This is a genomic window from Methylocystis sp. MJC1, assembly GCF_026427715.1.
GTDB lineage: Bacteria > Pseudomonadota > Alphaproteobacteria > Rhizobiales > Beijerinckiaceae > Methylocystis.
The window spans coordinates 38,487-61,491 of record NZ_CP107561.1; the positions used below are offsets into that span (position 1 = coordinate 38,487).

General features: G+C 61.4%; 22 protein-coding genes. 13 read left to right on the plus strand and 9 right to left on the minus strand.

Translation table 11 applies throughout. The features are described 5' to 3' along the window. Positions 1-31: 31 nt before the first annotated feature. From OGR47_RS21370 to OGR47_RS21380, 3 genes are read right to left on the minus strand one after another with little or no spacing between them, the layout of a single operon-like run. Positions 32-3,964, minus strand: coding sequence for an Eco57I restriction-modification methylase domain-containing protein (locus OGR47_RS21370; protein ID WP_165050574.1), 3,933 nt, complete (start codon positions 3,962-3,964; stop codon positions 32-34). Positions 3,965-3,969: 5 nt separating this feature from the next. After that, positions 3,970-7,209, minus strand: a complete 3,240-nt coding sequence (drmD, locus tag OGR47_RS21375; RefSeq protein ID WP_165050572.1) for a DISARM system SNF2-like helicase DrmD — start codon at positions 7,207-7,209, stop codon at positions 3,970-3,972. After that, positions 7,209-7,406 (minus strand): type II toxin-antitoxin system prevent-host-death family antitoxin, encoded by a 198-nt coding sequence (locus OGR47_RS21380; protein ID WP_165050570.1) that lies wholly within the window; start codon positions 7,404-7,406, stop codon positions 7,209-7,211. Before OGR47_RS21380 ends, drmD begins: the two co-directional genes overlap by 1 nt. A 413-nt stretch (positions 7,407-7,819) precedes the next feature. Between OGR47_RS21380 and OGR47_RS21385 the strand changes: the two genes are divergently transcribed. After that, positions 7,820-8,344: a phospholipase D-like domain-containing protein gene (locus OGR47_RS21385; protein WP_165050568.1), complete on the plus strand. Its 525-nt coding sequence runs from the start codon at positions 7,820-7,822 to the stop codon at positions 8,342-8,344. Positions 8,345-8,407: 63 nt separating this feature from the next. On the opposite strand, the gene OGR47_RS21390 is transcribed toward OGR47_RS21385, so the two are convergent. The 6 genes from OGR47_RS21390 to OGR47_RS21415 form a co-directional block, all read right to left on the minus strand. Next, positions 8,408-9,307: a toprim domain-containing protein gene (locus tag OGR47_RS21390; protein ID WP_165050566.1), complete on the minus strand. Its 900-nt coding sequence runs from the start codon at positions 9,305-9,307 to the stop codon at positions 8,408-8,410. A gap of 12 nt (positions 9,308-9,319) precedes the next feature. Continuing rightward, positions 9,320-9,925, minus strand: a complete 606-nt coding sequence (locus tag OGR47_RS21395; RefSeq protein ID WP_165050564.1) for a thermonuclease family protein — start codon at positions 9,923-9,925, stop codon at positions 9,320-9,322. 13 nt (positions 9,926-9,938) lie between these two features. Beyond that, positions 9,939-10,682 (minus strand): hypothetical protein, encoded by a 744-nt coding sequence (locus OGR47_RS21400; protein WP_165050562.1) that lies wholly within the window; start codon positions 10,680-10,682, stop codon positions 9,939-9,941. 21 nt (positions 10,683-10,703) lie between these two features. Next, on the minus strand, positions 10,704-11,225 hold the full coding sequence (locus OGR47_RS21405; protein WP_165050560.1) for a hypothetical protein: 522 nt from the start codon (positions 11,223-11,225) through the stop codon (positions 10,704-10,706). A gap of 226 nt (positions 11,226-11,451) precedes the next feature. After that, the gene (locus OGR47_RS21410; RefSeq protein WP_165050558.1) at positions 11,452-12,066 is read right to left on the minus strand and encodes a hypothetical protein; all 615 of its coding nucleotides are present in this window, start codon (positions 12,064-12,066) and stop codon (positions 11,452-11,454) included. Next, positions 12,066-12,404: a hypothetical protein gene (locus OGR47_RS21415; protein ID WP_165050556.1), complete on the minus strand. Its 339-nt coding sequence runs from the start codon at positions 12,402-12,404 to the stop codon at positions 12,066-12,068. The genes OGR47_RS21410 and OGR47_RS21415 overlap by 1 nt, the downstream gene beginning before the upstream one ends. Before the next feature lie 147 nt (positions 12,405-12,551). Between OGR47_RS21415 and OGR47_RS21420 the strand changes: the two genes are divergently transcribed. The 12 genes from OGR47_RS21420 to virB11 are packed head-to-tail and all read left to right on the plus strand — an operon-like array spanning position 12,552 to position 22,985. After that, positions 12,552-13,277, plus strand: a complete 726-nt coding sequence (locus OGR47_RS21420; protein ID WP_246729620.1) for a lytic transglycosylase domain-containing protein — start codon at positions 12,552-12,554, stop codon at positions 13,275-13,277. Further along, complete coding sequence (locus OGR47_RS21425; protein WP_165050554.1) at positions 13,274-13,588, plus strand: TrbC/VirB2 family protein; 315 nt, start codon at positions 13,274-13,276, stop codon at positions 13,586-13,588. Before OGR47_RS21420 ends, OGR47_RS21425 begins: the two co-directional genes overlap by 4 nt. Further along, a complete protein-coding gene (locus OGR47_RS21430) occupies positions 13,585-13,881 on the plus strand; it encodes a type IV secretion system protein VirB3 (RefSeq protein WP_165050552.1) in 297 nt (98 codons plus the stop codon). Before OGR47_RS21425 ends, OGR47_RS21430 begins: the two co-directional genes overlap by 4 nt. A gap of 10 nt (positions 13,882-13,891) precedes the next feature. Continuing rightward, positions 13,892-16,327 (plus strand): VirB4 family type IV secretion system protein, encoded by a 2,436-nt coding sequence (locus OGR47_RS21435; protein ID WP_165050549.1) that lies wholly within the window; start codon positions 13,892-13,894, stop codon positions 16,325-16,327. Continuing rightward, positions 16,317-17,012: a hypothetical protein gene (locus OGR47_RS21440; RefSeq protein ID WP_165050547.1), complete on the plus strand. Its 696-nt coding sequence runs from the start codon at positions 16,317-16,319 to the stop codon at positions 17,010-17,012. Before OGR47_RS21435 ends, OGR47_RS21440 begins: the two co-directional genes overlap by 11 nt. Positions 17,013-17,036: 24 nt before the next feature. Next, complete coding sequence (locus tag OGR47_RS21445) at positions 17,037-17,759, plus strand: type IV secretion system protein (protein WP_165050544.1); 723 nt, start codon at positions 17,037-17,039, stop codon at positions 17,757-17,759. 12 nt (positions 17,760-17,771) lie between these two features. Next, positions 17,772-17,954 carry a hypothetical protein gene (locus tag OGR47_RS21450; protein ID WP_165050542.1) on the plus strand — a complete coding sequence of 61 codons (183 nt, stop codon included), beginning with the start codon at positions 17,772-17,774 and terminating at the stop codon, positions 17,952-17,954. Between the two features lie 19 nt (positions 17,955-17,973). Continuing rightward, positions 17,974-19,041: a type IV secretion system protein gene (locus OGR47_RS21455; protein WP_165050539.1), complete on the plus strand. Its 1,068-nt coding sequence runs from the start codon at positions 17,974-17,976 to the stop codon at positions 19,039-19,041. Between the two features lie 11 nt (positions 19,042-19,052). Next, positions 19,053-19,802, plus strand: a complete 750-nt coding sequence (locus OGR47_RS21460; protein ID WP_165050537.1) for a virB8 family protein — start codon at positions 19,053-19,055, stop codon at positions 19,800-19,802. Continuing rightward, positions 19,799-20,668: a TrbG/VirB9 family P-type conjugative transfer protein gene (locus OGR47_RS21465; protein ID WP_165050535.1), complete on the plus strand. Its 870-nt coding sequence runs from the start codon at positions 19,799-19,801 to the stop codon at positions 20,666-20,668. Before OGR47_RS21460 ends, OGR47_RS21465 begins: the two co-directional genes overlap by 4 nt. Positions 20,669-20,680: 12 nt before the next feature. Next, the gene (gene virB10, locus OGR47_RS21470; RefSeq protein WP_165050532.1) at positions 20,681-22,033 is read left to right on the plus strand and encodes a type IV secretion system protein VirB10; all 1,353 of its coding nucleotides are present in this window, start codon (positions 20,681-20,683) and stop codon (positions 22,031-22,033) included. Next, positions 21,915-22,985: a P-type DNA transfer ATPase VirB11 gene (gene virB11 / locus OGR47_RS21475; RefSeq protein ID WP_246729619.1), complete on the plus strand. Its 1,071-nt coding sequence runs from the start codon at positions 21,915-21,917 to the stop codon at positions 22,983-22,985. The genes virB10 and virB11 overlap by 119 nt, the downstream gene beginning before the upstream one ends. Positions 22,986-23,005: the final 20 nt, after the last annotated feature.

Below are 23,005 nucleotides of genomic sequence, written 5' to 3' on the forward strand. Positions count from 1 at the left end.
ATCCTATGCACGATTATTTAGCACTCTCGTTTCATGATTCATCATCACTCTCTTGTTCAACCATGTTAACGACGAGACCCATTTTACGTTCGACGTCAGCGCGCTCCGCATTCAGCGCAAGCAATCTGGCAAGGACCTCGTCCTTGAACTTCGCAGGCCACTCGAAGCGGGTCTTTGCTGCCTTTCCTTCGTCGGCATCCTGCTCAATGAACTCTGGCGCCGCGACCTCTGCGAGGTCCCGCCAGCCGTAGGCGCGCAACACTGCTGCATCCATGTCGGCATGGAGCGCTCGGAGGCGGGTTACTTTAGGGTTCCTTTCGTCTCGCGCATGAAAGCGATTGTAGGTCTTCGTCAGTCCTTCGTCGTGCTTTTGCAATGTGCTTGCGCGAAAGGCATTGTAGGCCTCGCCGACGATTTCGAGATTCTCATTCGTTTGAAAATCACTTGGAAAAGGGAAGGTTCGGAAGCAATCCGACGGTGCATAACGTAAATCGTCTTTCATTGATGACGAAAAGAACCTCGCCCAGAGTTCATGGACACGTGATTGAAGAACCGCGAAGGGAGCAAACGATGAATAAGCTATTACGACAAGTTGATCACTGTAGATCATTCCTGCAGGCAATACGGCCACCGCCAGATGTGGCGATACCCTGGCAATGCTTAGAACCCGCGGCAATCCAGAGATGGCGCGCCTTAACGCAGGTCGGTCATTCCAATATTTCCACCACTCGTTATACATACGAGGATACTTTTTATTTTTTTCTTGCTGCCTCTCTGGTCGCACCCGATCTTCAAGGATTTTCAGCAGTGCTGGATATCTTATTTGGGCTTCCGCAAACTCTAAATCATTCAAATCGATCGCAAATCGATGATGTTTTTGTATGGGATCTGTATTTACTTCTTCTCCACCGATATAAGGAAGAACTCTTTCAGAGAGCGCTTCGTTTCCTGTGAGAAGGCGCTCCATATCAGCAAGCGAGGATGCTGCGCCCCGTTCGGCAGCTATATCGTCGAACGTAAACCCCATTCCAAGCATAATAACACCCTGGAATGCTCGATTTGAATTTGCCGCAAGAGGTGCCGGGGACGTGTCCAGATTGCCATCAACTAAATAAGCAGAAATCCGAGATGCGCGCCTTTCGTCGAGTATCGGAGAGATTGCGTTACCCTTGATGACATGGACAACGGATACAATTACGGCAGCTTCACCGGGCCATCGCAGCCGTTTTGTTGCACGGGCGATCTCGCCTCCCTTAGACAAGATTGCGGTTAATCCGGCAGCGCGCGTATCGCCCTGTCCGATCGTATTTGTCGCAATAAGACCAAAACATCCGCCGTTTTGTAATAGTCTGAACGACTGACAGAAAAAATGTGCGACCAAATCAGCGTTGCGACTAGCATTGTCGTGTGAGTTGGCAAGCCAAACATTATATGGGGCACCAAATTCTTCAGAAATTCGCTTACCACCCAGGAAAGGAGGATTTCCTATGATGGCGGAAAATCCGCAGTCTTTTCGTGCGAAGACCTCAGGGAATTCTATTTCCCAATGGAAAGGTCGAATCGGATTTTGGGCAACTTTCAGTGATGATGCCAAGTGTTCCAACTTGAGCCATATGTTGTTTGTCGAATCGTTTGCCCAACTCTCAATTTCTTGTCGCTTTTGCTCCCTTATCTTCGGTTTTTCGCTGGAGAAAAATGCGGCGACCACTGCATCAGCAATCACTCGCACGTTATCAAGACGGCTTTCCACCTGCCTGTAACGAACTTCCTGGACGGCGCGCATCACGCTGTCAGGTGCCTCGCGAATTTCGTGACGTCCGCTGATAGCGGCTTCCAGACGTTCTCGGACCAATCCTTCGAACAGTGGCAGCCCTTTCCCAGTATCCCAGTGTAGGCCGGTGATTTGCTGTCGGGTTAGCCCCACTAGGCTGTCACCGCATTTCAACGCGTGATCGAGGAATGTGAACTCATGGTCACGCGCGAGCGTGGCTAACCAAAGTGATAGCCGCGCGAGATCGACCGCGCGCGGGTTCTTGTCCACGCCATAGAGACAGCGCTGTGCGACGAGCCGCCGAGCATGAAGCTCCTCGTCCTCGTCCGCAGGAATGGTGGGGCGCGTCTCGGGCCAACGCGCCCAGGCCGCGACCAGACGCTCGCCCAAAGCGCGGCAGGCCTCAACCAGGAAGGCGCCCGAGCCCATCGCCGGGTCACACACCTTCAGCTCCAGCACCTGCTCCGGCGTCGCGTCCGGCCCCAGCCGCTCGAAGGCCGGCTCCAAAGCGTATTTGACGATCGGCGCCGTGAGCGACCTCGGCGTGTAGTGGCTGCCGGTCCGTCGCCGTTCGCCGGTCGGCTGCAGGATCGGCGTCCCGGACGCCGCGACCCTCTTCTTGGGCGAGCCGCGCTCATCGACCATGCCGTCGAGCGCCGCCACAAGATCCTCGACACTCTTGGCATCCTCGACCGGCTTGGCTTGCGCCGCCGTCAGGGCGCGCCCGACATTCTCCTTCAGCTCCTTGATTCGGTCCTTGCCCTTCTTGGCGAGAAGGTCATCGAGCGCTACGAACACCGGCGTCTTGTTGTTCTTGCCCGCCTTGATGGCGAGCACGCGGCTCTTGGCGGCCTCGACCGTGAAGCCCATGACGGTCTCGTAGACCGACCCGATCTGTTCGACGTCGAGGGTCCGGTAGGACAGTCGCTCGCGCTCGGCGCCGCGCAGCTTCAGGGTCATGAGCTCTTCGAGGATGCGCAGCAGACACCCATCCGACACGGCCAGAATCCGGCTCGGCTCATCCTTGGAGACGCGACCCTCGAGAAACGGGAACTCGTCCGGGTCGAACAGCTTGCCGCCACGCGCCTGCACGAAGCCGGTCTCGTGACCTTTGTGGATCAAGCGAAACAGCGCCAGCAGGCCGCCCCATCCGCCGCGACGCTCATCCATCGTGTCGGGATTGAGCGTGGCGTCTTCCGTGAGCTTCGCGTAAAGCCCGCGAACCGAATAGCTCGTCTCGTAAATCTCCCGCGCACGCGCATCGGACCGCGACGGCAGGAGGTCCCGGTCCTCTGCGTAGAGCACGAAAACCAGACGCATCAGGACAGTCAGCAGCCCCTCATAGAGATGATCGGGACGGTTGGCCGCAAGGTCGCGCACGAGACCAGGTTCCGCGCTGTCCAGACCGCGCAACAGTTCGTGGAGCGCGCCGAGAACTTGTTCGGCCAGAGCGGTTGAAACCAGCGCCTGGGCATCGCGACTATGCTTCAGGAGCGCCGGCAGCCGCCGGTCATCGGCATCGGAAAAGAGCCGGAACCGATCAAGTAGGAGCTTCAGTCCGCCAAGCATCGGCCGCCCGGCCACCATCGCCATGGGCCGGATCGGAAAGCTCTGATGGCCCGACGTCTCACCGCGCGGCGCATAGATCAGCCGAAACTCGGGATAGTACCGAACCTCGCCATCCTTGTGCTCATCGCGTTCGGAAATCAGCAGGCCAGCAAAGACGCCGGTATCGCGCAGCAAGCGCTCGAACCGCTGGTGCGGTGTCGCCTCCCACCCATCGAGCGCGTTCCGGGCATCGGGATCGACGCCAGGCGCCTCTATACGAACCAGAAGCTGCCAGCGGCAATCTCCCTCCCCAAGCTCGGCAACTGCCCACGTCGGCCGAAGCGTGGTGCCATGCTCCGGGAGAGCCACGAGCAATTCATCTGGAATGGCCGGGCCGCCCGGCGCGCCGGCGACATGGCGCGCCTCCCAGCCAAGCACCTGTTCGACAAAGGCCCAAGGATCAGTGAGTGCGGGCTTGGAAAGTTCCGAGCCAATAATCTCGCCAACCTGGCCGGTGTCGATCGGCGTTTGCCTGAGCGGCAAAAGCCCCAATTCCTTAAGGAGACTAGGAGCGACGACGAGGCCCACCGGCGGCACATGGTCCAGCCATTCGAGATCGGGGTCGCGAGAGATTTCTGCAGCCATCGTGCTTACCCCGATACCGGCCACAGATAGACAAGGCCGACGGGCTCCAGACGATGGGCGCGCACCTCATAGGAGTCCTGAAGACGCTTCGGCTCATCGCGCAATTCACGTTCAAGTCGGGTCAGGCGGCCTTCCCAATGTCGCCGATCCGCTTCACGCTCACGCCGTTCCTCGGGCACGAGATCGAGAGTTAGCTGATTGGGGTCAAACTCCTTTGCCGCTTTGGCGATGCGCGATCGCTGCTGTTCAAGCAGGTCGGACAGCGACCGCGCTTCTTCCTCGCCACGCTTTTGGAGTTGCGCCGTAACCGTCGTCAGTCGCTCGGCTGCGAACTTTTCCAGCGTCGGCACGAGGTCGGCAATATCCTTGGCTACCAGAGTTTGGATACGAGCGACGGCCGCGCCTGGCGCTTCACGCGCGTCGCGCAGCGCTGCTTCAAGCTGGTTGAGGGTCTTTTCCTCGCCGCTCTCGCCAAGCGGTCGGAGAGCCTTGCGGTCGCGTTCTGACTCCGTCCAGATCGCGGTGATCGGGATGACCTCCTCATGCAACCGCGCGGCTCCGGCGCCAAAGACCGCCAAACGTCCCATCAACACGACACGGGGCTGAGCGCCCGGCCCATAGATGACAGAAACGCGCGACAGTTTCGATTGGAAACCCTGGCTGAGGAAGCGCGAGAGCAGGCGTCGCACAAGCCGGTGCTCGAGATGCACCTGCACCACGTTCGGCGCATCCGGGCCATTTTGATCATCCCCCAGGATAGGCGGCTTGAAGGAAATCGAACGGATCGGTGCATCGCGTCGCCAGTCGCCCAGGCGCTCGCCACGCTTGCGCGGCCGAACTCGCAGATCGTCGAAAGCATCATCCCAGCCAGCGTCTTTGGTGAACGCGGGATCGCTGGGATCGAGGCGGTATGTTTCCACGTTGCCGACCGACGCGCCACGGGCGTCATCGAGCACGTAGCCGACGCGCGATAATGCCGCCGCCGCCACGCGATGCAAATCGTCCGGATCAACACCGACGCGTTCCCGCGAGCGTTCGAGCGCGCGCTGAAGATCGGTCTGCTCCTTGAGCAACCGCTCGTGCCGCGCGCGTTCGTCATCGTCCATTTCGGCGCGCGCGCGATTGAGCCGTTCCGCGTCGCTTTCCTCAGCAATGGCCCGAGCGATCGCCGCGCCCTGTCCGCGCAAAATGCCGCCTTCGGCCAGACGCTTCGCTATGCGGTCCTCGATCACCTGGCCGACCGATCCGAGCTGTTCGCGGATGGTCTCCGTCTTCCGGACCAACGCCTCCAATACGATGTCGGCTTCACGCTGCTCGTAGCGGAAGTACCGACAAATGACCTGTTTCGCCGGCTGAAGCTTACGATCGATACGGCCGTTGCGCTGCTCCAATCGCGAGGGGTTCCAAGGCAGATCGAAATGAATCAGGTCGGAGCAATAGCTTTGCAGGTTGATGCCCTCGCGGGCTGCGTCGGTGCAGATGAGGATGCGCAACGGCTCAACATCCGGATCAGCGTTGAAGGCCCGTTTTACCTCCTCCCTTCGATCCGATCCTGTCGCGCCGGTGAAGACGCCAATTCTCTCGTCGGCGCGATCCGTGTCCGATACCGCCTCTCGCAGGCGCCGTTCGAGCCACCGCCGCGTGTCCTCGTATTCGGTGAAGATGATGAGGCGCCGGCGATTCCAGTTTTGGCCCGCGAGAAGGTTTGCTTTGATCCAATCGGTCAACCAGCGCACCCGGGCGTCGGGGCGCGACGCGTACCGCTCGGCGACGGCCAACATCTCGTCGACCGCAGCAAGTTCAGTGCGAAGGTCCCCCTTCGCGGCGTCGGCAACACCGAGGGCTGACGCGGCCTCCGCCGTCGCATCATCATCCGCGTCGATGGTCTTCTCGGCTCGCTCGTCTTCAAGCCCAAGCTCGGCGCTGTCTTCGCTCGCCGGGCCGCCCACAAACGCGAGGGCAGCAGCGGCGACCAAGCCGGCCTCTTCGCCGTCGAGCATTCGCTGCAATGTCGTCCTGTGGACCTTCAGGGTCCGCGCGAACGCAGCAACCGATGACAGGAGCCGTTGCTGGAGACCGACAAAGGCCAGCTTTGCCATTGATGCTTTCTGGGTCGGAAGATTGGCGATGCGCCGCATCCGCATCTCGCCGTAGGCGGCCAGCTTCCGGGCAAGTTCGAGTTCAGGCGCATCCTCCGGCAAACCAGCTATGCGAACCGCCTCGATGATCCGCTCCGGAAACGCCTCGCCAAGGCGGCGAAGATCGGCCTTGAGCCGCCGAACCATGACGGGCTCGATATCCCTGGGGCGAACCTCGACCCCGCGCGTGAAGCGCTGGGGATCGAGCATCTCAAGCAAAGCCGAAAAGCTGTTGGAGTGCCCATTGTGTGGGGTAGCTGTCAGGAACAGGCGGTGCTCGAAGCGTTCTCCGAGTTCACGAACCGCCTTGGTGAGTTGGCTTGAGATCGCATAGCGAATTCCGGCCGCCGGGGCGGCGTGGTGCGCCTCGTCCAGCACGAAAAGCGCGCGGGCGCGAAACTCGCCGAGCACGTCACGGAGGCCAGCGGCATAGACTTCATCCGTGAGGAGACGGTGCGAGACAATGAAGCGCGAGCCGGTCGCCCAAGGATTCACGGAGAAGCCCCGAAGCCGGCGCATCTGGCCAATCCGCTCCCTATCGATGATTTCGAACGAAAGTCCGAATTTCGCTTCCAGCTCGTCCTTCCACTGGATCGTCATCGCAGGCGGAGCAGCAATGACGATGAAATCGATCCGGCGCCGGAGCAAAAGCTCGCGCGCGACCAGACCTGCCTCGACGGTCTTGCCCAGGCCCACATCATCCGCGATCAACAGATTCACGCGCGGAAGCCGCAACGCCTTACGCAGCGGCAGGAGTTGGTAGGCATCGAGCCGAATGCCCGCCCGAAACGGCGCTTGCAACAAGTCGCGGTCAGCCGCGGTCGCGGATCGCCATCTTATCGCGCGAAGGTGGGCGGCCAACACCTCGGCCCGGTCTGGAAGGCCGGCGCCGACATTCCGCCATCCCTCCTCATCGAGCACGACGGCGCCTATTTCGGCATCCCAGAGGATTTCAAGCCGCTCGCCCTGAGCATCGTCAGAAATGCACGAGAGGTTGAGGGTCTGGAGGTCGTTCACTTCGCCTTGGACTTCCTCGACCAGCCACGGACGGCCCCGCAGCTCGACGAAACTTCCCGGTTCGATTGTCGCCCCGCCTGTACTCTGCATTATTCGTCCCGCTTCTTGGTCTTCTCGGCTTTTTCAAGCTCCCGCGCAGCCGCTTCCGCCAAACGCTCATATTCTTCGACCGCGAGCACGACCACGACGGCGCGACCGTGTTTTTCGACGGTCACGGGCTCGGCTCGGGCCAAGTCGATGAGCCGACCGAAGTTGTATTTCGCGTCTCTGGCCGAAAGCGTCCGCATGTCCCGCCCGTCGAAACCGTCCAGAGCATTTGTGGCCAAAATGGCCAAACTTGCAAGACCGACAATCGTGTTGATCCGCGCTGGCGCGCGACCGGGAATTGGCAATCCATCCGATTCCTACGCCAGAGCCCGCACAGCCCTAAGCGCTCATGTCGGGCCTTCTTGCCTATTCCGACGAGGGTATCCGATTGCAACGCGACAATTCCATCCTCCGGGGGTTCGCCCGGGAAGCACTGCGAGGTCACCGAACCAAACTCGTTGTAAGGTAAGCGCGCCCCTTCGTGGGGTCGACGAGAGCAGCGCGAGAAACTCACGCTGGTGCGCGGGCTCTTGCATGCAAAATTGGACATCCTTAAAGCGATTCCAGGAGTCGAAAGCCCATGCGAAGTCTGCTGATTTGCGCGCTCATCCCAGTGCTGCTGTTCTCGCCGTTGCATCTCGCACGCGCGGAGAAAAATTCCGTCGTGCAAATTTACGCCGCGCCGGAAATGAATCTGGAGGAGATCGATCGGTCCATTCTCGATCAACTCGGCCAGGGCGCGCGCGTCAATTTCGCAGATCGAGCGCTCAGTGATCGCATCGTCTTCGAGTCCCTCAGCAACGCGGCGGATCGCGGCGCGCACATCAGGATCTACTTAGATCCTCGCGAAGTCGATCGATTGGCGCTTGATAACGAGAACCCGCTAGTAAAACTGTCCCGCATGCGGAACGTTGAAATCAAGCTGAAAGCATCAGCCGACGGCTCAATGCGCCTCAAAGGATACTCCGTGAACGGCTCGCTTCTCAGGATAGGCTCCGCGAACGAGTCACACTCGGGCCTCGAACGTCAGGACAACGATCTTGTCGTGATTACGGAAAAGGATGCCGTCGCTGCGTTCGATCGCAAGTTCGAGGCGATGTGGGCGCGTCCGAACAACAAGAAATTCTCCTTCCCGTAAGCTGCGACCGGCCCGCATCGTCGCCCCGTGAGGACAAGCTCTCTTCGTATCGCCGCGAGCCCATCAAAGCTGGGCGCAAACCGATTCTGCGGCGGACGACCCGAGTTCCCACACGCGCGCGAAATCAACACCCGTCATTGCCGGCGTCGCGATCCACACCTCGAGCTCCGGGCGGTGCTCGAAGAATGAGAGAGCGGCCGATAGACCCGGCGTATCGTAGTCGGCGAAAATGGTGACGCGTTTTACGACCGGGGGAAGAGTGACGATCGCATAGCGATCGGCGCCGAGCGTCGCCCAAACGGGGAATTCGTCGTGAAGCAGCGACGCTGCCCAAGCCGTCTCAAAACCTTCCGCGAGCCCGATATGCTCGACAGCGGGCGCGAGCCGCAGAAGGCCATCCCCAAGCGGCCCGATAGCGCGCCGCGGATGCGGAACGTCTGCCTTTCGAAGCCCGGAAGGGTCGAGGAAGGTCAATTGAACGGCGACGATCACCCGTGAGGGCGATTGCACCGCCGCGATGAGACATGGAAAGCGCCGCGTTTCGTCGTAGCGATAGGAGGGAAGGAAGCGAATAGTGGGCGGCGCAGTTGACGGCAAGCGGCGTGCGCGAAGGTAGGTCTCGGCGGGCGTGCCGGCGACGGGAAGCGCCGCCTTCCAAAGCTTCTGCGCGAGGATGGTGGTGGTCTTCGATTTCGTCGCGGGTCTATGAGGCGTTCGGCTTTCGAAGCGAGGCTTGGGGCCGCGGCCCGGCGCAACCGCGTTCAAAGCGGCGATAACGTCGCGGGGCTTGCAACCGGCGAAGCAATGGAAGACGAGTGCGCGCTTTCCGTCGGAAACACTGAGGGACGGACGGAGATCGCCGCGCCCCTTGCCATGCCCTTTCACGGGACAGGAGCAGAGGTAACCGCCTCCCTCGGGCTTTCCCCCGAGGATTTTGGCTATTGTCGCGGCGTCGGCCTTCATCGCGCTAACGGCTCAGTGTGCTTTCTGGTAGGCGTTTCTGAGTATGGCCGATGGGTGCGGGAGATCGGACGAAGCCCAGAGGCCTCGCTTGTTTTTCTGCGCGTCGCCCTCTGCGACCGCGTATTGGGAGTTCACGGGCTTTCCGCTGGGATCCGTGGCGGCGAAAGCGAAGCCCTGCGTGATGAGAATCGTGCCGAGATCGAGCGTTTGAGCACCGATATGGGCGGCGCAAACGGCGAAGGTAACGGAGCCGGATTGCGCAAGCGCCGTGCAGCGAGGTTTGGCGTCTTTGATCAGCGCGGCAAAATAGGCGATCGAGGCCTCTCCACAATCGCGCTTTATGCCGGCGGCGTTCGTGAAGGCCGTTCCGCGAATGCAGGATTGAACGGCATAGAGCCGGAAAGTCTGTCCACCTTGAGTCCAGGTGTCTCCCGTTTGGAATTGAATCCCTGTCGGCGGAACGTCGAAGACAGGAAGCGGCGCGATCTTCGGCGCTGGAGCTCCGGGACTGCCGCCGTTTGATGGCCCCGCCTGTTGGGCCTCGGCGCTCAAGGGCGCGATCAACGCGAGTGCGCCGAGCACCAGCCCGCGCGCGACGCTAAGGTGGGTGAGGAGCATGCGGTCAGCGTTCCTACGCGAGATTCGCGGGTAGAGAAACGGGCGCGTTGCCCGGAGACGGCGGAATTACGCCGCCGGGCGTGGTCCCGCCGCCCGGGCAGTTGGTCCCGCCGCCGCTTGAACCGTTGCACGTCGCCGCCGCCTGGTTGATCTTGTTTTGGATCGACTGTCCCCAGGAACAAATGCTTTGGTTGTTTCCGTCGAGATTCGCACTGCCACTAGAAAGGGTTTGCCCGGTTGCTCTCACTCCGCCGTTGCCGGCTGTCGGGCAGGCGCCGCCGTTGGCCTGCATGAACGCTAGATCGTTTTTGCAAATCAGCGGACCAAATTGGAAGCAGGCGGCGAGCATGCCGGCGGTTACCGGTGTACCGTTTATGCTGCCGCTGTTGGAGAGGGTTTGATATGCGCCGCTGGTGTTGGAATTGCCGACCTGTTGCGCCCATATGCAGACTTGGCTCTGAGCCGACAGATTGAGATATTGGCTTGGCGAGTATCCCGTGTTCGTGAGATTGGAGCGCGTCAGCTGCAAGACGCCGAAATTGTTCCCGTTTGAAGCGCAGGTGTTGCCGCCGGACTCGGCGATCGCCGCGCCCCCGAAGTTGCACGCGTTATTTTTCAGTGCGTTGTTCGCGGAGGGGCAGTTTTGTATGTCTTGGGCGACGTCGGATGCGCTGACGGTCTGACAATCCGCGAACGCGAGCTCAGGGCCTAAAAGAACGACTGCGATAGCGGATGCAAGGAGTGTTGACGCTCTCATTTTGCTCGTCCCGATATAGAGCTATCTCACGACGACCTTCTGAGGGAGTTCTGTCCTCTCGCTCCCATCGACGTTCGCGAAGCTGATTTGATGGGTCTGCGGATCGTAGGTGGCGATCGTCGCTTTCTTCGCGCTTTGAGGAGCGTCGGCTTCGGACACGGTTACGAGAAGATCGGGGATGTCGCCGAGGACTTCGAGCTTCCCGCCTGAGAGGCTCACCACCCGCGTGGGACAAAAAAGAAGGTTCGGAACGCCGCCAGCGTTGGCGCAGTTGTTGCTGATGACGGAGACGACAATCTGTTTTCCTTCGACCTGGAAGCTGGTGGTGTAAACGACACCCACGAGCGGCTTATCTGCGCCACCAGGTGTCGATTGCAGATATTTGCGAAATTTGAGCATCTCCGGAACTTGGTCTGACCAAATGCGCGCCTGCAAATTTGAGTCGGTCAAGGAAAAGCTCTGCGCCATCAGCCGATGCGAGATCGCTTGCTCAGCGCTGGCGGAAAGCGGGGCGAGCATCGCGAGAATGAGGGCGGCGCGCATGAAAAACTCCTTCGCATGATTGGCCGATGCGAAGCGAGAGGCGCGGACGGGCGCCGGCGTCAAAGACGCGAAGCGCCGGCGAAAAAGCAGAGGGTCCGCCTGCGGAAACTGCTTTTCCGCTTGACGCAATGAGGCGAGCGGCCGCGCGATAATTCGAAGCGCCCGGATCAATGGCGAAGAGTGGCGGTGTCGCTCTGACATTGGCGGTGCTCCCAGGGTCTTGGCGCTAATTCGTGGGATGAAGAGGCACGGTTTGAGCGCACTGGGGAATTTCCATATGCGAAACCGTATAGCGGATTTTCAACGCGCGCGCGGCGACGTCGTATGAGACTTCGGTGCGCGTGGCGGATGAGTCTTCGATGGGCGCTTGCGGCTGCTTTTCGAGAAAGCAGGCGGCGCCATCGATCACGAGCGCGTAGTGATCCCCCTCGAACATGGCGAGCCGCATCGGGCAGACTTTGATTTTCACAGCCGTCGCCGGGGAAGGATATTCGTCCGTGCAAACATTGGGCGTGTCGAGCACGGTCAAGGCGGCGAGCTTGGTTTGAAAGTTGATCGTGAAATGCCACTCCGACGCGCCGCGATTACCGACGACGTAGCTGAGGGAGGGGTCCGGGAGCGGGCGCCCCGGAAGGGGCGCCGGCGGCGGTATGGAATTGCTCTCGTCGAGGCGATCCTGCCAGATTGAAGCGTATGACTCAGCTTCGCCACGCGGAAGGCGAAGATCGGAATGGGCGACCGGGCGCCATCGCTCCGGGTCCGGCGTGAAGGATTCCGGCGACGCCGTGGCGGGCGGCAAGATGAGCCCAACCGCCAGACTCGACGAGAGCAGGGCGCGCATCAGCGACGCTCTACGAAAGGCCGGAGAACACGCTGAGCTGCTCGAAAAATTGCGCGGGCGCCAAAATAGATTGCGGCGAAGAGACCGACCGTCGGGAGGAGCACCAGGAGCGCCGAACCGTTCGGACGCAGCGGCGTCTGCGCATCCGGAAAGAAGGCCGCGTTCAATAAGCGCTCGATTGGGTAGAGAACCGGGCCGACAAATTGGACGGGGAGACCGTTGAGCCAATCGGCCGTGAGCCCGATGACGACGACCACGACGCCTAAGACGACCAGGAAGGGGAACGGGGGCCGGAACGGCTCGATGTAGACGTAGTGGTTGTCGTGGAGATGCTTCATGGCGGGTCTCTCTCGGACGCGGACGGGTAGGCATGTCCGATCCGTATTGACGTTCCAAAATCACTCTTTCTCCATACCGCAGATTTTTGTGATTGCCAATTTATAATATTTTGGTAGGAAAGGCGCGTCGCCCAAGGGAACCACCCCATGCGGAATGCGCTCTTTCTGATTCTCTGTCTCCTCCCCTCGATCGCGGCCGCCGACGAGCGAAAGCGCGGGCCCGAAGGAAGTGTGCGGGTCGCCCAGGCGCCCGTCTCAGCCGCGCCGCGGAGCTTGCCGACGGAGCCTATCGATTCGGGCGCCTGCTCGGCCGAGATGGACCCGCAGAGCTTGCGGGAGCTCGTTCAAGCCGAGGCGAGACGAGCACGGGTCGACGAAAGGCTCGCTCTGGCGATTCTGGAAAGTGAGTCGTCGAACGGCGCAGATCTCAATTCGCCGAGGGGCGCGCGCGGGCCAATGATGCTCATGCCGCAGACCGCCGCCCAATATGGCGTCAAGGACATTTGCAACCCCGTCGAGAATGTCCACGGGTCGATGCTGTTCCTGAAGGACCTCACTGCGCAATTCCAGGGCAACATGATGCTCGTCGCGGCCGCCTACAACGCCGGCAGCGAGCGCGTCATCCAAGCGAAGGGCGTGCCGGCGAATTCGGAAACGGTTCGCTACGTCGCCGCTGTGACCAATCAATATTACGGACTCGGCGATCTTGCGGCGCGGCGCGGAAAGCACGGCGGCTCGAAGAGCCACGGCGTTCAGGAAGCGTCAGAAAGCGAGTCGTCGCCAGAAGGAAAGAGCCGCTCGGCAAGAGCCCCGGAGTGGATCGGCGGGTCGGTTCTCTATGTGTCCTCTGACGATGAAGGAGAGAGCAAATGAAGGGTTTCTCGCGTTCCGACGCGCTGTTCTTAAGTCTTTTGGTCGGATTGGCGCTGGTCGCCGGAACCGATTCGGCGCTGGCGACGACCGCGACCTTCCAGCCCCTGAACACAGCGCTGACGAGCGTGCTTTCATTCATGACTGGAACCTTCGCGACGACGGCCGCGACCGTCGCCGTGGCCGCCGTCGGCTATCTCGCGCTCACTTCCCGCATTCCGTGGTCCTGGGCCTTCTCGGTCATCGTCGGCGTGGCGCTGATCTTCGGCGCCGCGCAAATCGTCCAATCGCTGACGAACGGGCAGGGCGGATGATCCGGCAACAGGCGAAACCCCGTCTCGACCCGCTCGTCGGCGGCCTCACCAGGCCGCCCATGATGCTCGGCGTCCCCTATGTGCTGTTCGTGATGGAATGGTGCGTCGTCGTCCTAATCTTCATCAACACCAAGAACCTCCTCATGTTTCTACTGTTCGCGCCCATTCACGGCATTGCTTATGCGCTGACGGTCCGGGACAACCGGTTCGTCGACATTTTGCTCGTCCGATACGGCAAATGCCCCATCACCCGGAATCACCGGTTTTGGGGCGGCGACTCCTACAGGCCATGAGGAGTCGATCATGGCGAAGCTCTCCGCGCATATTCTCAATTCTTTGAAATTCGGAGCGGAAAACGGCCGCGAGGCCGAGATCTCGAGGCACGTCCCCTATCTTCGGCATGTCGAGGAGGACATGCTGAAGACGAAGGAAGGCCACTTTCTGATGGTGGTGAAGGTCGGCGGCTTCTGCTTCCAAACGGCCGACCAGGCGGAGATCGACATGCGGCTCTCGAGCCGCAACACGCTCATCCGTTCGATGAACGACAGCCGCTTCGCCGTCTATTCCCACATCATCCGGCGCGAAGTGACGCCAGAAATCGGCGGCGGCTTCGACAACTTCTTCTGCGCAGAGCTCGATCGCCGCTACATGGCGAACCAGGCGCATAAGCGCATGTTCGTGAACGACCTCTACGTGACGATCATTCGCCGGGGATTTCAGGGCAAGGTCGGCATGGCGGACAAGGCGACGAGCTTTTTCCGCAAGGGTCTCGGTGTCGACGAGAAGGAGATCGAGCGCGAGGCCCAGCGGGAGCTGCGGGACGTGGTCGCCAATTTCTGCAAGGAGATGGCGAGTTACGGCGCCCAGATTCTCGGATGCAGGATGCGCCACGGGGCCGTCTGCACGGAAATCGGCGAGTTCCTGGCGCAGCTGCTGAACGGCGGAGCGCCGCTTCACATGGCCCTGCCGCGCATGGCGCTCGACGCCTATCTGCCGACGAAGCGCATTACCTTTGGTAAGAAGGCTCTTGAATTCAGGGGGGCGTCGGGCCGCGACACAAGGTTCGCCGCGATGCTCTCCATCCGCGAGTATCCGGCTTACACGGGAGCCGGAATGCTCGACGGCCTCCTGCGCGTCCCGCACGAAATGATCGTCTCGCAGTCCTTCGCGCTCGAAGATCGCACGCCGGTCATGTCCCACGTCGCCAAGGTCGAGCGCCAGATCGCCGCGTCTGACGAGGCCGGGACAGAGGTCGAGTCGGCGATCCATACCGCGCGCAACGAGCTCGTGACCGGTCAAACGGTCCTTGGCTACCATCATCTGACGGTCTGCGCCCTCGGCCGCACCATCCGCGAAATGGAGAAATGCGTTCAGGCGGCGACGCAGGAGCTGCAGAATTTCGGGACGATCGTCGTCCGCGAGGACATGAACGCCGAGCCCGCCTTCTGGGCGCAGATGCCCGGAAATTTTGCCTATATCGCGAGGCGCTCCCTGATCTCCTCGCGCAATTTCGTCGGCTTCGCCTCGCTGCATAATTTCGCCGTCGGGAAGGCGGAGGGCAACCGCTGGGGTCCGGCGATCTCGATCCTGGAGACGACGAGCCAGACCCCCTATTATTTCAACTTCCATCGGCGGCAGGTCGGCAATTTCACGGTCACCGGCCCGACCGGCTCGGGCAAGACCGTGGGCCTGGGCTTTCTGCTCTGCCAGGCCATGCGGGTGACGCCGCGCCCGCGCGTCGCCTTCTTCGACAAGGACCGCGGCGCCGATCCGCTCATCCGGGCCATGGGCGGCAGCTACGAAGTGCTGGTTCCCGGCGTTCCGACGGGCTTCAACCCGCTGCAGCTTCCGGGCTCCCCGGAAGACCGCAAGTTCCTCGAAGACCTCCTAAAATTCATGGTGCGGCCACGGGACGGCTCGGACCTCGGCGCCCATCAGCTCAAGATCGTCGAAGGCGCGGTCGACCAGATTTTCGCTGTGCCGGCCAAGGATCGGCGCTTTGCGGAAGTCGCGCATCTGCTGAGGGGCAGCGAGAAGCTCGGGCAAGAGGACCTGGCGTCGAGATTCGACGTTTGGACGAAAGCCCGCGGATGGCTCTTCAACAACGAGCGCGACTCTTGGTCGGCGTCGAATGGCGTGTTCGGCTTCGACATGACCAAGGTCCTCGAAGACGACGACATCCGCACGGCGGCGCTCGGCTACATCTTCCACCGAATCGAGGGGATGATGGACGGCAATCCGATGATGCTGTTCATCGACGAAGGTTGGAAAATTCTCACCGACGACAAGTTCGCAGGGTTTCTCAACGACAAGCTGAAAACCATTCGCAAGCTCAACGGCGTCGTCGGCTTTGGCACGCAATCGGCGAAGGACATCGTCGCGTCGCCCATGGGCCACACGCTGCTCGAGCAGACGCCGACGAACATCTTCTTCCCAAATCCCAAAGCGGATTTCGAGAGCTATGTGACGGGCTTCAAGCTTTCCGAGCGTGAGTTCGAATGGGTGATCAACACGCATCCCGACTCGCGCCAATTCCTGATCAAGCACGATCAGGACTCCGTCATCGCGCGGCTCGATCTGACGAACATGTTCGATATCGTCAAAGTGCTCTCCGGGAACGTCGACACGGTCCAGGAATGCGAAGAGCTGCGCGCGCGCATCGGGGACGATCCGCGCGTATGGGTTCCGATCTTCTGCAATTGGCGGCGGGCAAAGCGGGAGGTTTCTCATGCTGCATAGGCTGTTGCCGTTAGCGGTCTCCTTTCTCGCCGGAATTGGGCCGGCCCTCGCCGACGTGCCCGTCATGGACGCTGCTCGCGAGACGACCGAAAAAAGCATCTCCGACTGCATGACCAAAGCGCGGGTCTACAAGGATTCGACCTTGCAGCCATCGAAAGGAATTACGGGAAGCGTGCAGACCCCGGGGCAGGGCCAATTGCCCTCCGCAGGCGGCGATCTGCTCTCCGCGAACAACGTGACCGCCCCATCGACCGGCGTCGTGTCCAACATGGATTTGAGCGCCGTTCAAACCACCGTGGCCGGGGGTGGAACGAGCGTTACGGGGCTGAACTTGAACACGGTCGCGCAGACGGTTGCCGCCTTGGGCGCGGTCGCGAGCGGCATTCAGGGGAATAGGAACAATACGCAAGCCGCCAGCGCCATCATCGGCGCGCTGGCGCTCTCCCAGTCCGCCTGGAACCAAAACAGCAGCGCCCGCAGCAACAACGGCGGGATGTGGAACCAGGCGATCATGGTGACGAGCCTGACGGCGCAGCTCTTCAATCAGCGTGGGTTGAACCTCATTGGTGGCGCGAGCCGGGCGGCGAATGCGCTGACGTTCGATCCGACGCAGGCGACGCTCATAGGGCTCCCCGCAAACACGAACACGAATGCGATTGTCGCCCCTCTGTCGACGGGACCTTGAGGCGAGGAAACAGGAGACGGGTCAATGATCAAGAAGACACTGCTTTCATTGTCGCTTGCGAGCTGGTTGACCTTTGGCGTCGCAGCATCTGCGCAAGTTCCGGTCATCGACACCGCGACACTGACCCAAGCGACCCAAACTGCGCAGAACACCGCGCAGATCATGAACAGCAACCAGCAGATCCTGAACACGGTCAATCAGACGCTGGCGGCGGTCACCGGCAATCGGTCCACGGGCGGCCTCTCTTCGATCGGCCTCGGCAGCTTCTCGCTCTCGAGCGCGCCAAACCTCAGTTCGCTGCTTGGCGGCGGCTCCCTCTCCATGGGCGGACTGGGCTCCTACGGGTCGCTTGCGTCCTCGATCATCAACGGCCTCAATCTCGTCAAGACGCTCACGGGAGCGAGTTCGGCAACCTCCACGACAGATCTTGCTTACACGGGAGCGGTCAACACCTCCGCCGCAATCACCGCTGCGGTGTCGGGCGCTCAGGCCGCCTCAATAACGCGGTCGTCGGGCTTCGGCGGGGCGGCGGGACAGATCGGCGCCGCGCCCGACATCAAAGGGTCGATCGATCAGAATTCGCAAATCCAGACGCAAACGGGTCAGACGATCAACGAGCTGATCGGCACTGTCAATCTGACGAACGCGGCGCTCAACGCCCAGCAACAGCAGGATCTCGCCGCTCAATCGAAGCTGTCGAACATGTGGACCTTCAATGCGTCGCAGGCGACGCTGGTCGGGAAGTAGGAGAGAGGCGCGATGAAAACAAGAGTCGCGAGACGCGCCCTCGTCGTCGCCCTCGGCATGGCGCTGACCACCCTCTCGGCATGTGCGCACAAGGACCTGATGGCGCCCTGCACGCGGGACAGCTCTGTGTGGTCCTTTGACCGTGCATATGCCGCGGCGAGTGATTGCGGGCCGCTTCTCCCGGTTAATCGCTAATTGAGAAGGACCGCACGTCGTGGACATCATCTCGGCGCTTTTCCAGAAGGTGGACACCGTCGCTGCATCGGCGGTGCAGCAGATTTATCAGTCCATCTCGTCCAGCCTCGCGCCGGTGTTCACCGTGGCTTTGACGGTCTATGTCGCCTATTGGGGATATGAAATGATCTATGGACGCGCGCCGCTCACCGCGGGCGCGTTCATGTGGCGCATCTTCCGCATCGGCGTCATCTACACATTGGCCTTCAGCTGGGGCGATTTCTCGTCGATCGTCGTCAACGTCTTCACTCAAGGCGCCGACGGGGTGGCGACGGCCGTTTGCACCGCGGTCGGCGGCACGAATTGCGGAACGCCGGAGACCTCGGTTTCGTCGACGCTTTCGACCCTCTTCACCAACGCTCTGACGGCAGGCAAGACGGTCGCCGCATCGGGCGGCTGGGGCGCCGCGATCGGCCTCTCGCTGCTCGCGATCGTGCTGCTCATCGCCGCGGTCATCTTCATCACGATCGCCGTGAGCCTCGTGCTCGTCGGCAAGATCGCTCTCTTCGTCCTGCTGGGGCTGGGGCCGCTGTTCATCGCCATGGCCCTCTTCAACTTCAGCTCGGTCCTCTTCACGGGGTGGCTGCGCACCTGCGCGCAATACGCGATCGTCCCCGTCGTCGTTTATGGCATCCTCGGATTTTTGCTGACGCTCATGAATTCGACGATCACCAATTTGGGGTCGATCACGGACGTATCGTCCGGAATGACGGTCATTGCGCCGTTCTTGATCCTCTGCGGGGTCGGGAGTCTCCTCCTCCCCCTTTCCCTCCAAATCGCGGCTTCGATCGCCGGCGGCTATGCGCTGCGCGACATCATCGATCTCCCCGGCCGGGCGCAGGGCGCCTGGCGGCTTTGGCGAGACCGGCGGCCTTCAGGCAACGGCTACCGCCAAGCCGCGCTGCCGCCGCCCACGGGCGGCGGTTACACGATCGGTCCGGGCGGCGCGACGGTGCAGCGTGGCACGAGCTACGACCCGCGCGCGGAACAGGTGGCAGCCGCTCTCATTGAAAGCCGCGCCGCTCAACTTCGCAGCGAACAAGGATAGGGGCGTCCATCATGTCCGATGATGTGGAGACCGGCGGGCGGTCGACGCTCGTGAGCGACAGCTATTACCACGATGGCGCGCGCTGGGAGCGCGACATCTACCGCCGGCTCGAGCTTTCCAGAAACGCCTGGCGCGTCGTCGCGGGCCTGATCAGCTTTGCGCTTCTCGCGGCGCTCGTCGCCCTGTTCATGCTCATTCCCCTGAAGTCCACTGAGGTCGTGACGCTCCTCGTGGACAAGGCCACGGGCTATGTCGAGGTCGCTCGGCCACTCGAGAGCGGAGGACCGATCTCCGAGCGCGAGGCGGTGACGCAGGCAAACATCGTTCGCTTCATTCGCGCTCGTGAAACCTACGATCCGCCGGCGTTGAGGGACAATTTCGAGCTGGCGGCGCTGCTCTCGGCCGGCAGCGCGAGCAAGGAGCTCGCGGAGCAATTCTCTTCGACGAATCCAAACAGCCCGATGAAGCTCTGGGGCGCGACCGGACGCGTCAAGGTCTACGTAAAGAGCGTGAATTTCCTGACGCATGGCTGGATGGACAACCCCAAGGCGCCGGCGACCGCCGCCGTGCGCTTCATGACGACGCGAACCAATGAGCGCGAGCAAATCATCGAACATTGGGCCGCGAATGTGAGGTTCCGCTACACGCAGGAGCCGATGCGCAACGAGTGGCGCTTCGACAATCCGCTCGGCTTCCAGGTCATCGAATATCGCAAGGATCAGGAGACCGTGGCTCCTCTTGGCGGAGGAGCCTCCCAATGAACAAGGTTTTGATTGCCAGCCTCCTGCTCGCGGCCACTTTATCGTCGCCCGCCGCTGCCGAACGCTCGCCTTTGCCGGTCCCGGCGGATTCGCGCCTGCGCACGGTTCCCTTCGAGAAGGACAATGTCGTCACGATTTGGGGAACCCGGGGCGTCTCCACCATCATCGTTCTGGGCGAGGACGAGAAGATCGCCACCGTCGCGCTCGGTGACACGGTCGGCTGGCAAGCGGTGCCCGATCAATCGAAGCAATTTCTGTTCATCAAGCCTTTGGAGCCGGACGCCGTCACCAACATGACCGTCGTGACCACGAGGAAGCGGATCTATTCCTTCATCCTGCGCACGAGCAGCGGTCACGATCGTCGGGTCGTGTTTAAGGTGCGCTTCACCTACCCGGACGAGGAAGCGGACGCGCGGCTCCTCAACAAGGCGCGCGAGCTCGCGGCCTTTCCCAACAAGCGGAACGCGGAGCGCTCAAGCGTCAGAAACTTCGATTACAGTTACAAAGGCGCGCCGTACGTCAAACCCGAGCACGTCTTCGACGACGGGACGAAGACCTATTTTCGGTTCTCAGGAGACGTTCCTGGAATTTTCCTGGTCAATCCGGATAGGTCGGAAACGCTCATCAACTATCGGCGTGAGGGCGAAATGATCGTCGTCGATCGGACGGCGGGTCAGTGGACGATGCGTAACGGAGCGGCGACAGCGTGCGTCTTCAACATGAGGGCCGAGGCGGAACCGCCGCCGAAGTCGCATGAAACTGATATTCAACCCGAAATTCAAGCTGTCCATGCGCCGGAGGATGGCTTCCTGACGAACCTCCTGTCGGGCAGCTGGGCGCCCAGCGTCAATTTGCAGCAACAATAGGAGCGCCCGATCATGGCTGCTGATTTCGAGGAAGAGGGCCGGCTCGCGAATGAGACCGTCACCCGCCAGTCATCGAACCCCAATGTGATGCTGGGCGGCGTGGCTGTTCTCGCCGCCGCCGTCGTCATCGGCCTCATGTGGTACGCGTCCGGCCGCAAACAAACGAAGCCGCAGAACGCCGGCGACGAATCTTTTGCGACCGCCCGGCTACAGCCCGGCGCGACCTTCGACCGGCCTGCGCAGAAGGACGAGCCCGCCAGATTCGTGATTCCGGCTCCCCCAGTTACACCTCCGGTTCCTCAGCCTGCCGTTGTGGTCGCTCCCGCCGCAGAGCCCAGGCCGGACGACAGCGAGGCGCGACGCCTCGAAGAGCTCGAACGGCTGCGCAAAGAAGCCGAGGCGAAGCTGGAGGCTCGCCTTCGCTCGCCCATGCTCGCCATCAACGATAAGGAAGGAACGGCGTCCGTCGATCCTTCGGCGAGGGTTGGTATCGAAAAGGACGAAGAAGATCCCAATCGCCGCTTTCTTCGCAACGCCGAAAACGACGTGACCCGAGCTCGGGCGGTGAAGCACTCGCGCATCGACGCGCTCGTGCCGCAGGGCTTCATGATCCGCGGCGTCTTGGAAACGGGCATTCAGTCTGATCTCCCTGGCAACGTGCGCGCCTCTGTGAGCGAAGATGTTTATTCCTTCGACGGGCGCCGAGTCCTCATCCCCAAGGGCACGATGCTCACGGGCGAATATCGCTCGGGCGTCGTCCGGGGACAGTCTCGCGTTTTGATCATCTGGACGCGCATGTTGCGCGCCGACGGCGTGTCGCTGATGCTCGGATCTTATGGCACGGACAATCTCGGCCGCTCGGGTCTCGAAGGCGAGGTCGACAAGCATTTTCTCGACAGATTCGGGAATGCGGCTTTGCTGACGCTCACGGGCGGCGTCGCGCAATTCGTCGCGTCGCTCGGACAAAATCAAAATCAGCCGGCGAACCAGCAATACGCATTCGATCCGGTGACCGGTCAGCTCATTCCCATAGCCGGGACCCAGAACTCGACTCTCCTGAGCGCGCGGCAAATCGGCGCCCAGGCGGCGTCGCAAGCCATCACACGCATGGCGGAAGAGGCGTTGAAAGACGAGATTCACATTCCCCCGACGATCTACGTGGATCAGGGGACGAGAATCCTCGTTTTCGTGAAGCGCGACCTCGATTTCTCCGACCTCTATGCCGACCCCGTGAAAGAGGCGCTGTATGAACTTAAGCACCCCAATAAGCGCGCGCGGCGCGACGAAGATACCGCTTTGGGAGACCCTGCCGGTGTTCTTCCGGAACGCGGCGGAGCCCATACGGGTTTGGTTACAAAACCCTGACGTCATCGAGATATGCGTCAACAGGCCGGGAGAGGTGTGGGTTGAGGCGCTTGGCAAGCCTGCCATGGAGCGCTTTGAGGTTCCTCAGCTGACCGAGACGGCCGTTCGGCGGCTCGCCGAGCATGTGGCCTCGATCACCCAGCAGTCCGTGAACTCGTCGACGCCGCTGCTTTCGGCGGCCATGCCGCATGGGGAGAGATTTCAGGGCGTGCTCGCGCCGGCGGCGCCTTCGGGCGGCGCCTTCTCGATCCGCAAGCAGGTCATCGCGAATCTCGACCTGGACGACTACGCGCAAATGGGCGCGTTCGAGGCCGTGAAGGTGAGAGGTCCGCTCAAAGCGGACCTCAACCACTATCCCGAGCTAGAGAGCGAACTTGCCGAGCTGCTGCACGACAGGGCGCCGGAAGGCGTGCAAAGGGCTCTGACGTTCGCCGTCAAAAACCACGTGACGATGATTATTTCGGGCGGAACGTCGTCGGGCAAGACGACGTTTCTCAATGCGCTGCTCAAGGAGGTTCCTGATACTGAGCGCGTGATCTCGATCGAAGACACGCGCGAGCTTCAGCCTCCACAGCCCAACTGGTTGTCCTTGCTCGCCTCAAAAGGCGGGCAGGGCCTCGCCCAGGTGACGGTTCAAGACTTGCTGGAGTCGAGCCTGCGATTGAGGCCCGACCGGCTGTTCCTCGGCGAGATCCGTGGCGCCGAAGCGGCGACCTTCCTGCAGGCCGTTAATACCGGTCATCCCGGCTCCCTGACGACGCTACATGCCGACAGCTCTTATGGCGCTTTCGAGCGCCTGGCGCTCATGACGCTGCAATCGGATTTGAAGCTGAGCAAATCAGAGATCATGGAATACGTCCGCTCAGTCGTGCCGATGGTCGTTCAATTGCGTCGCCGTCCGACGCGAGGCGTGGCCGAAGTTTATTTCCGGGGCTTCACCAAAAAAGCGTGAGAGGGTCGATGCGCTGGCCG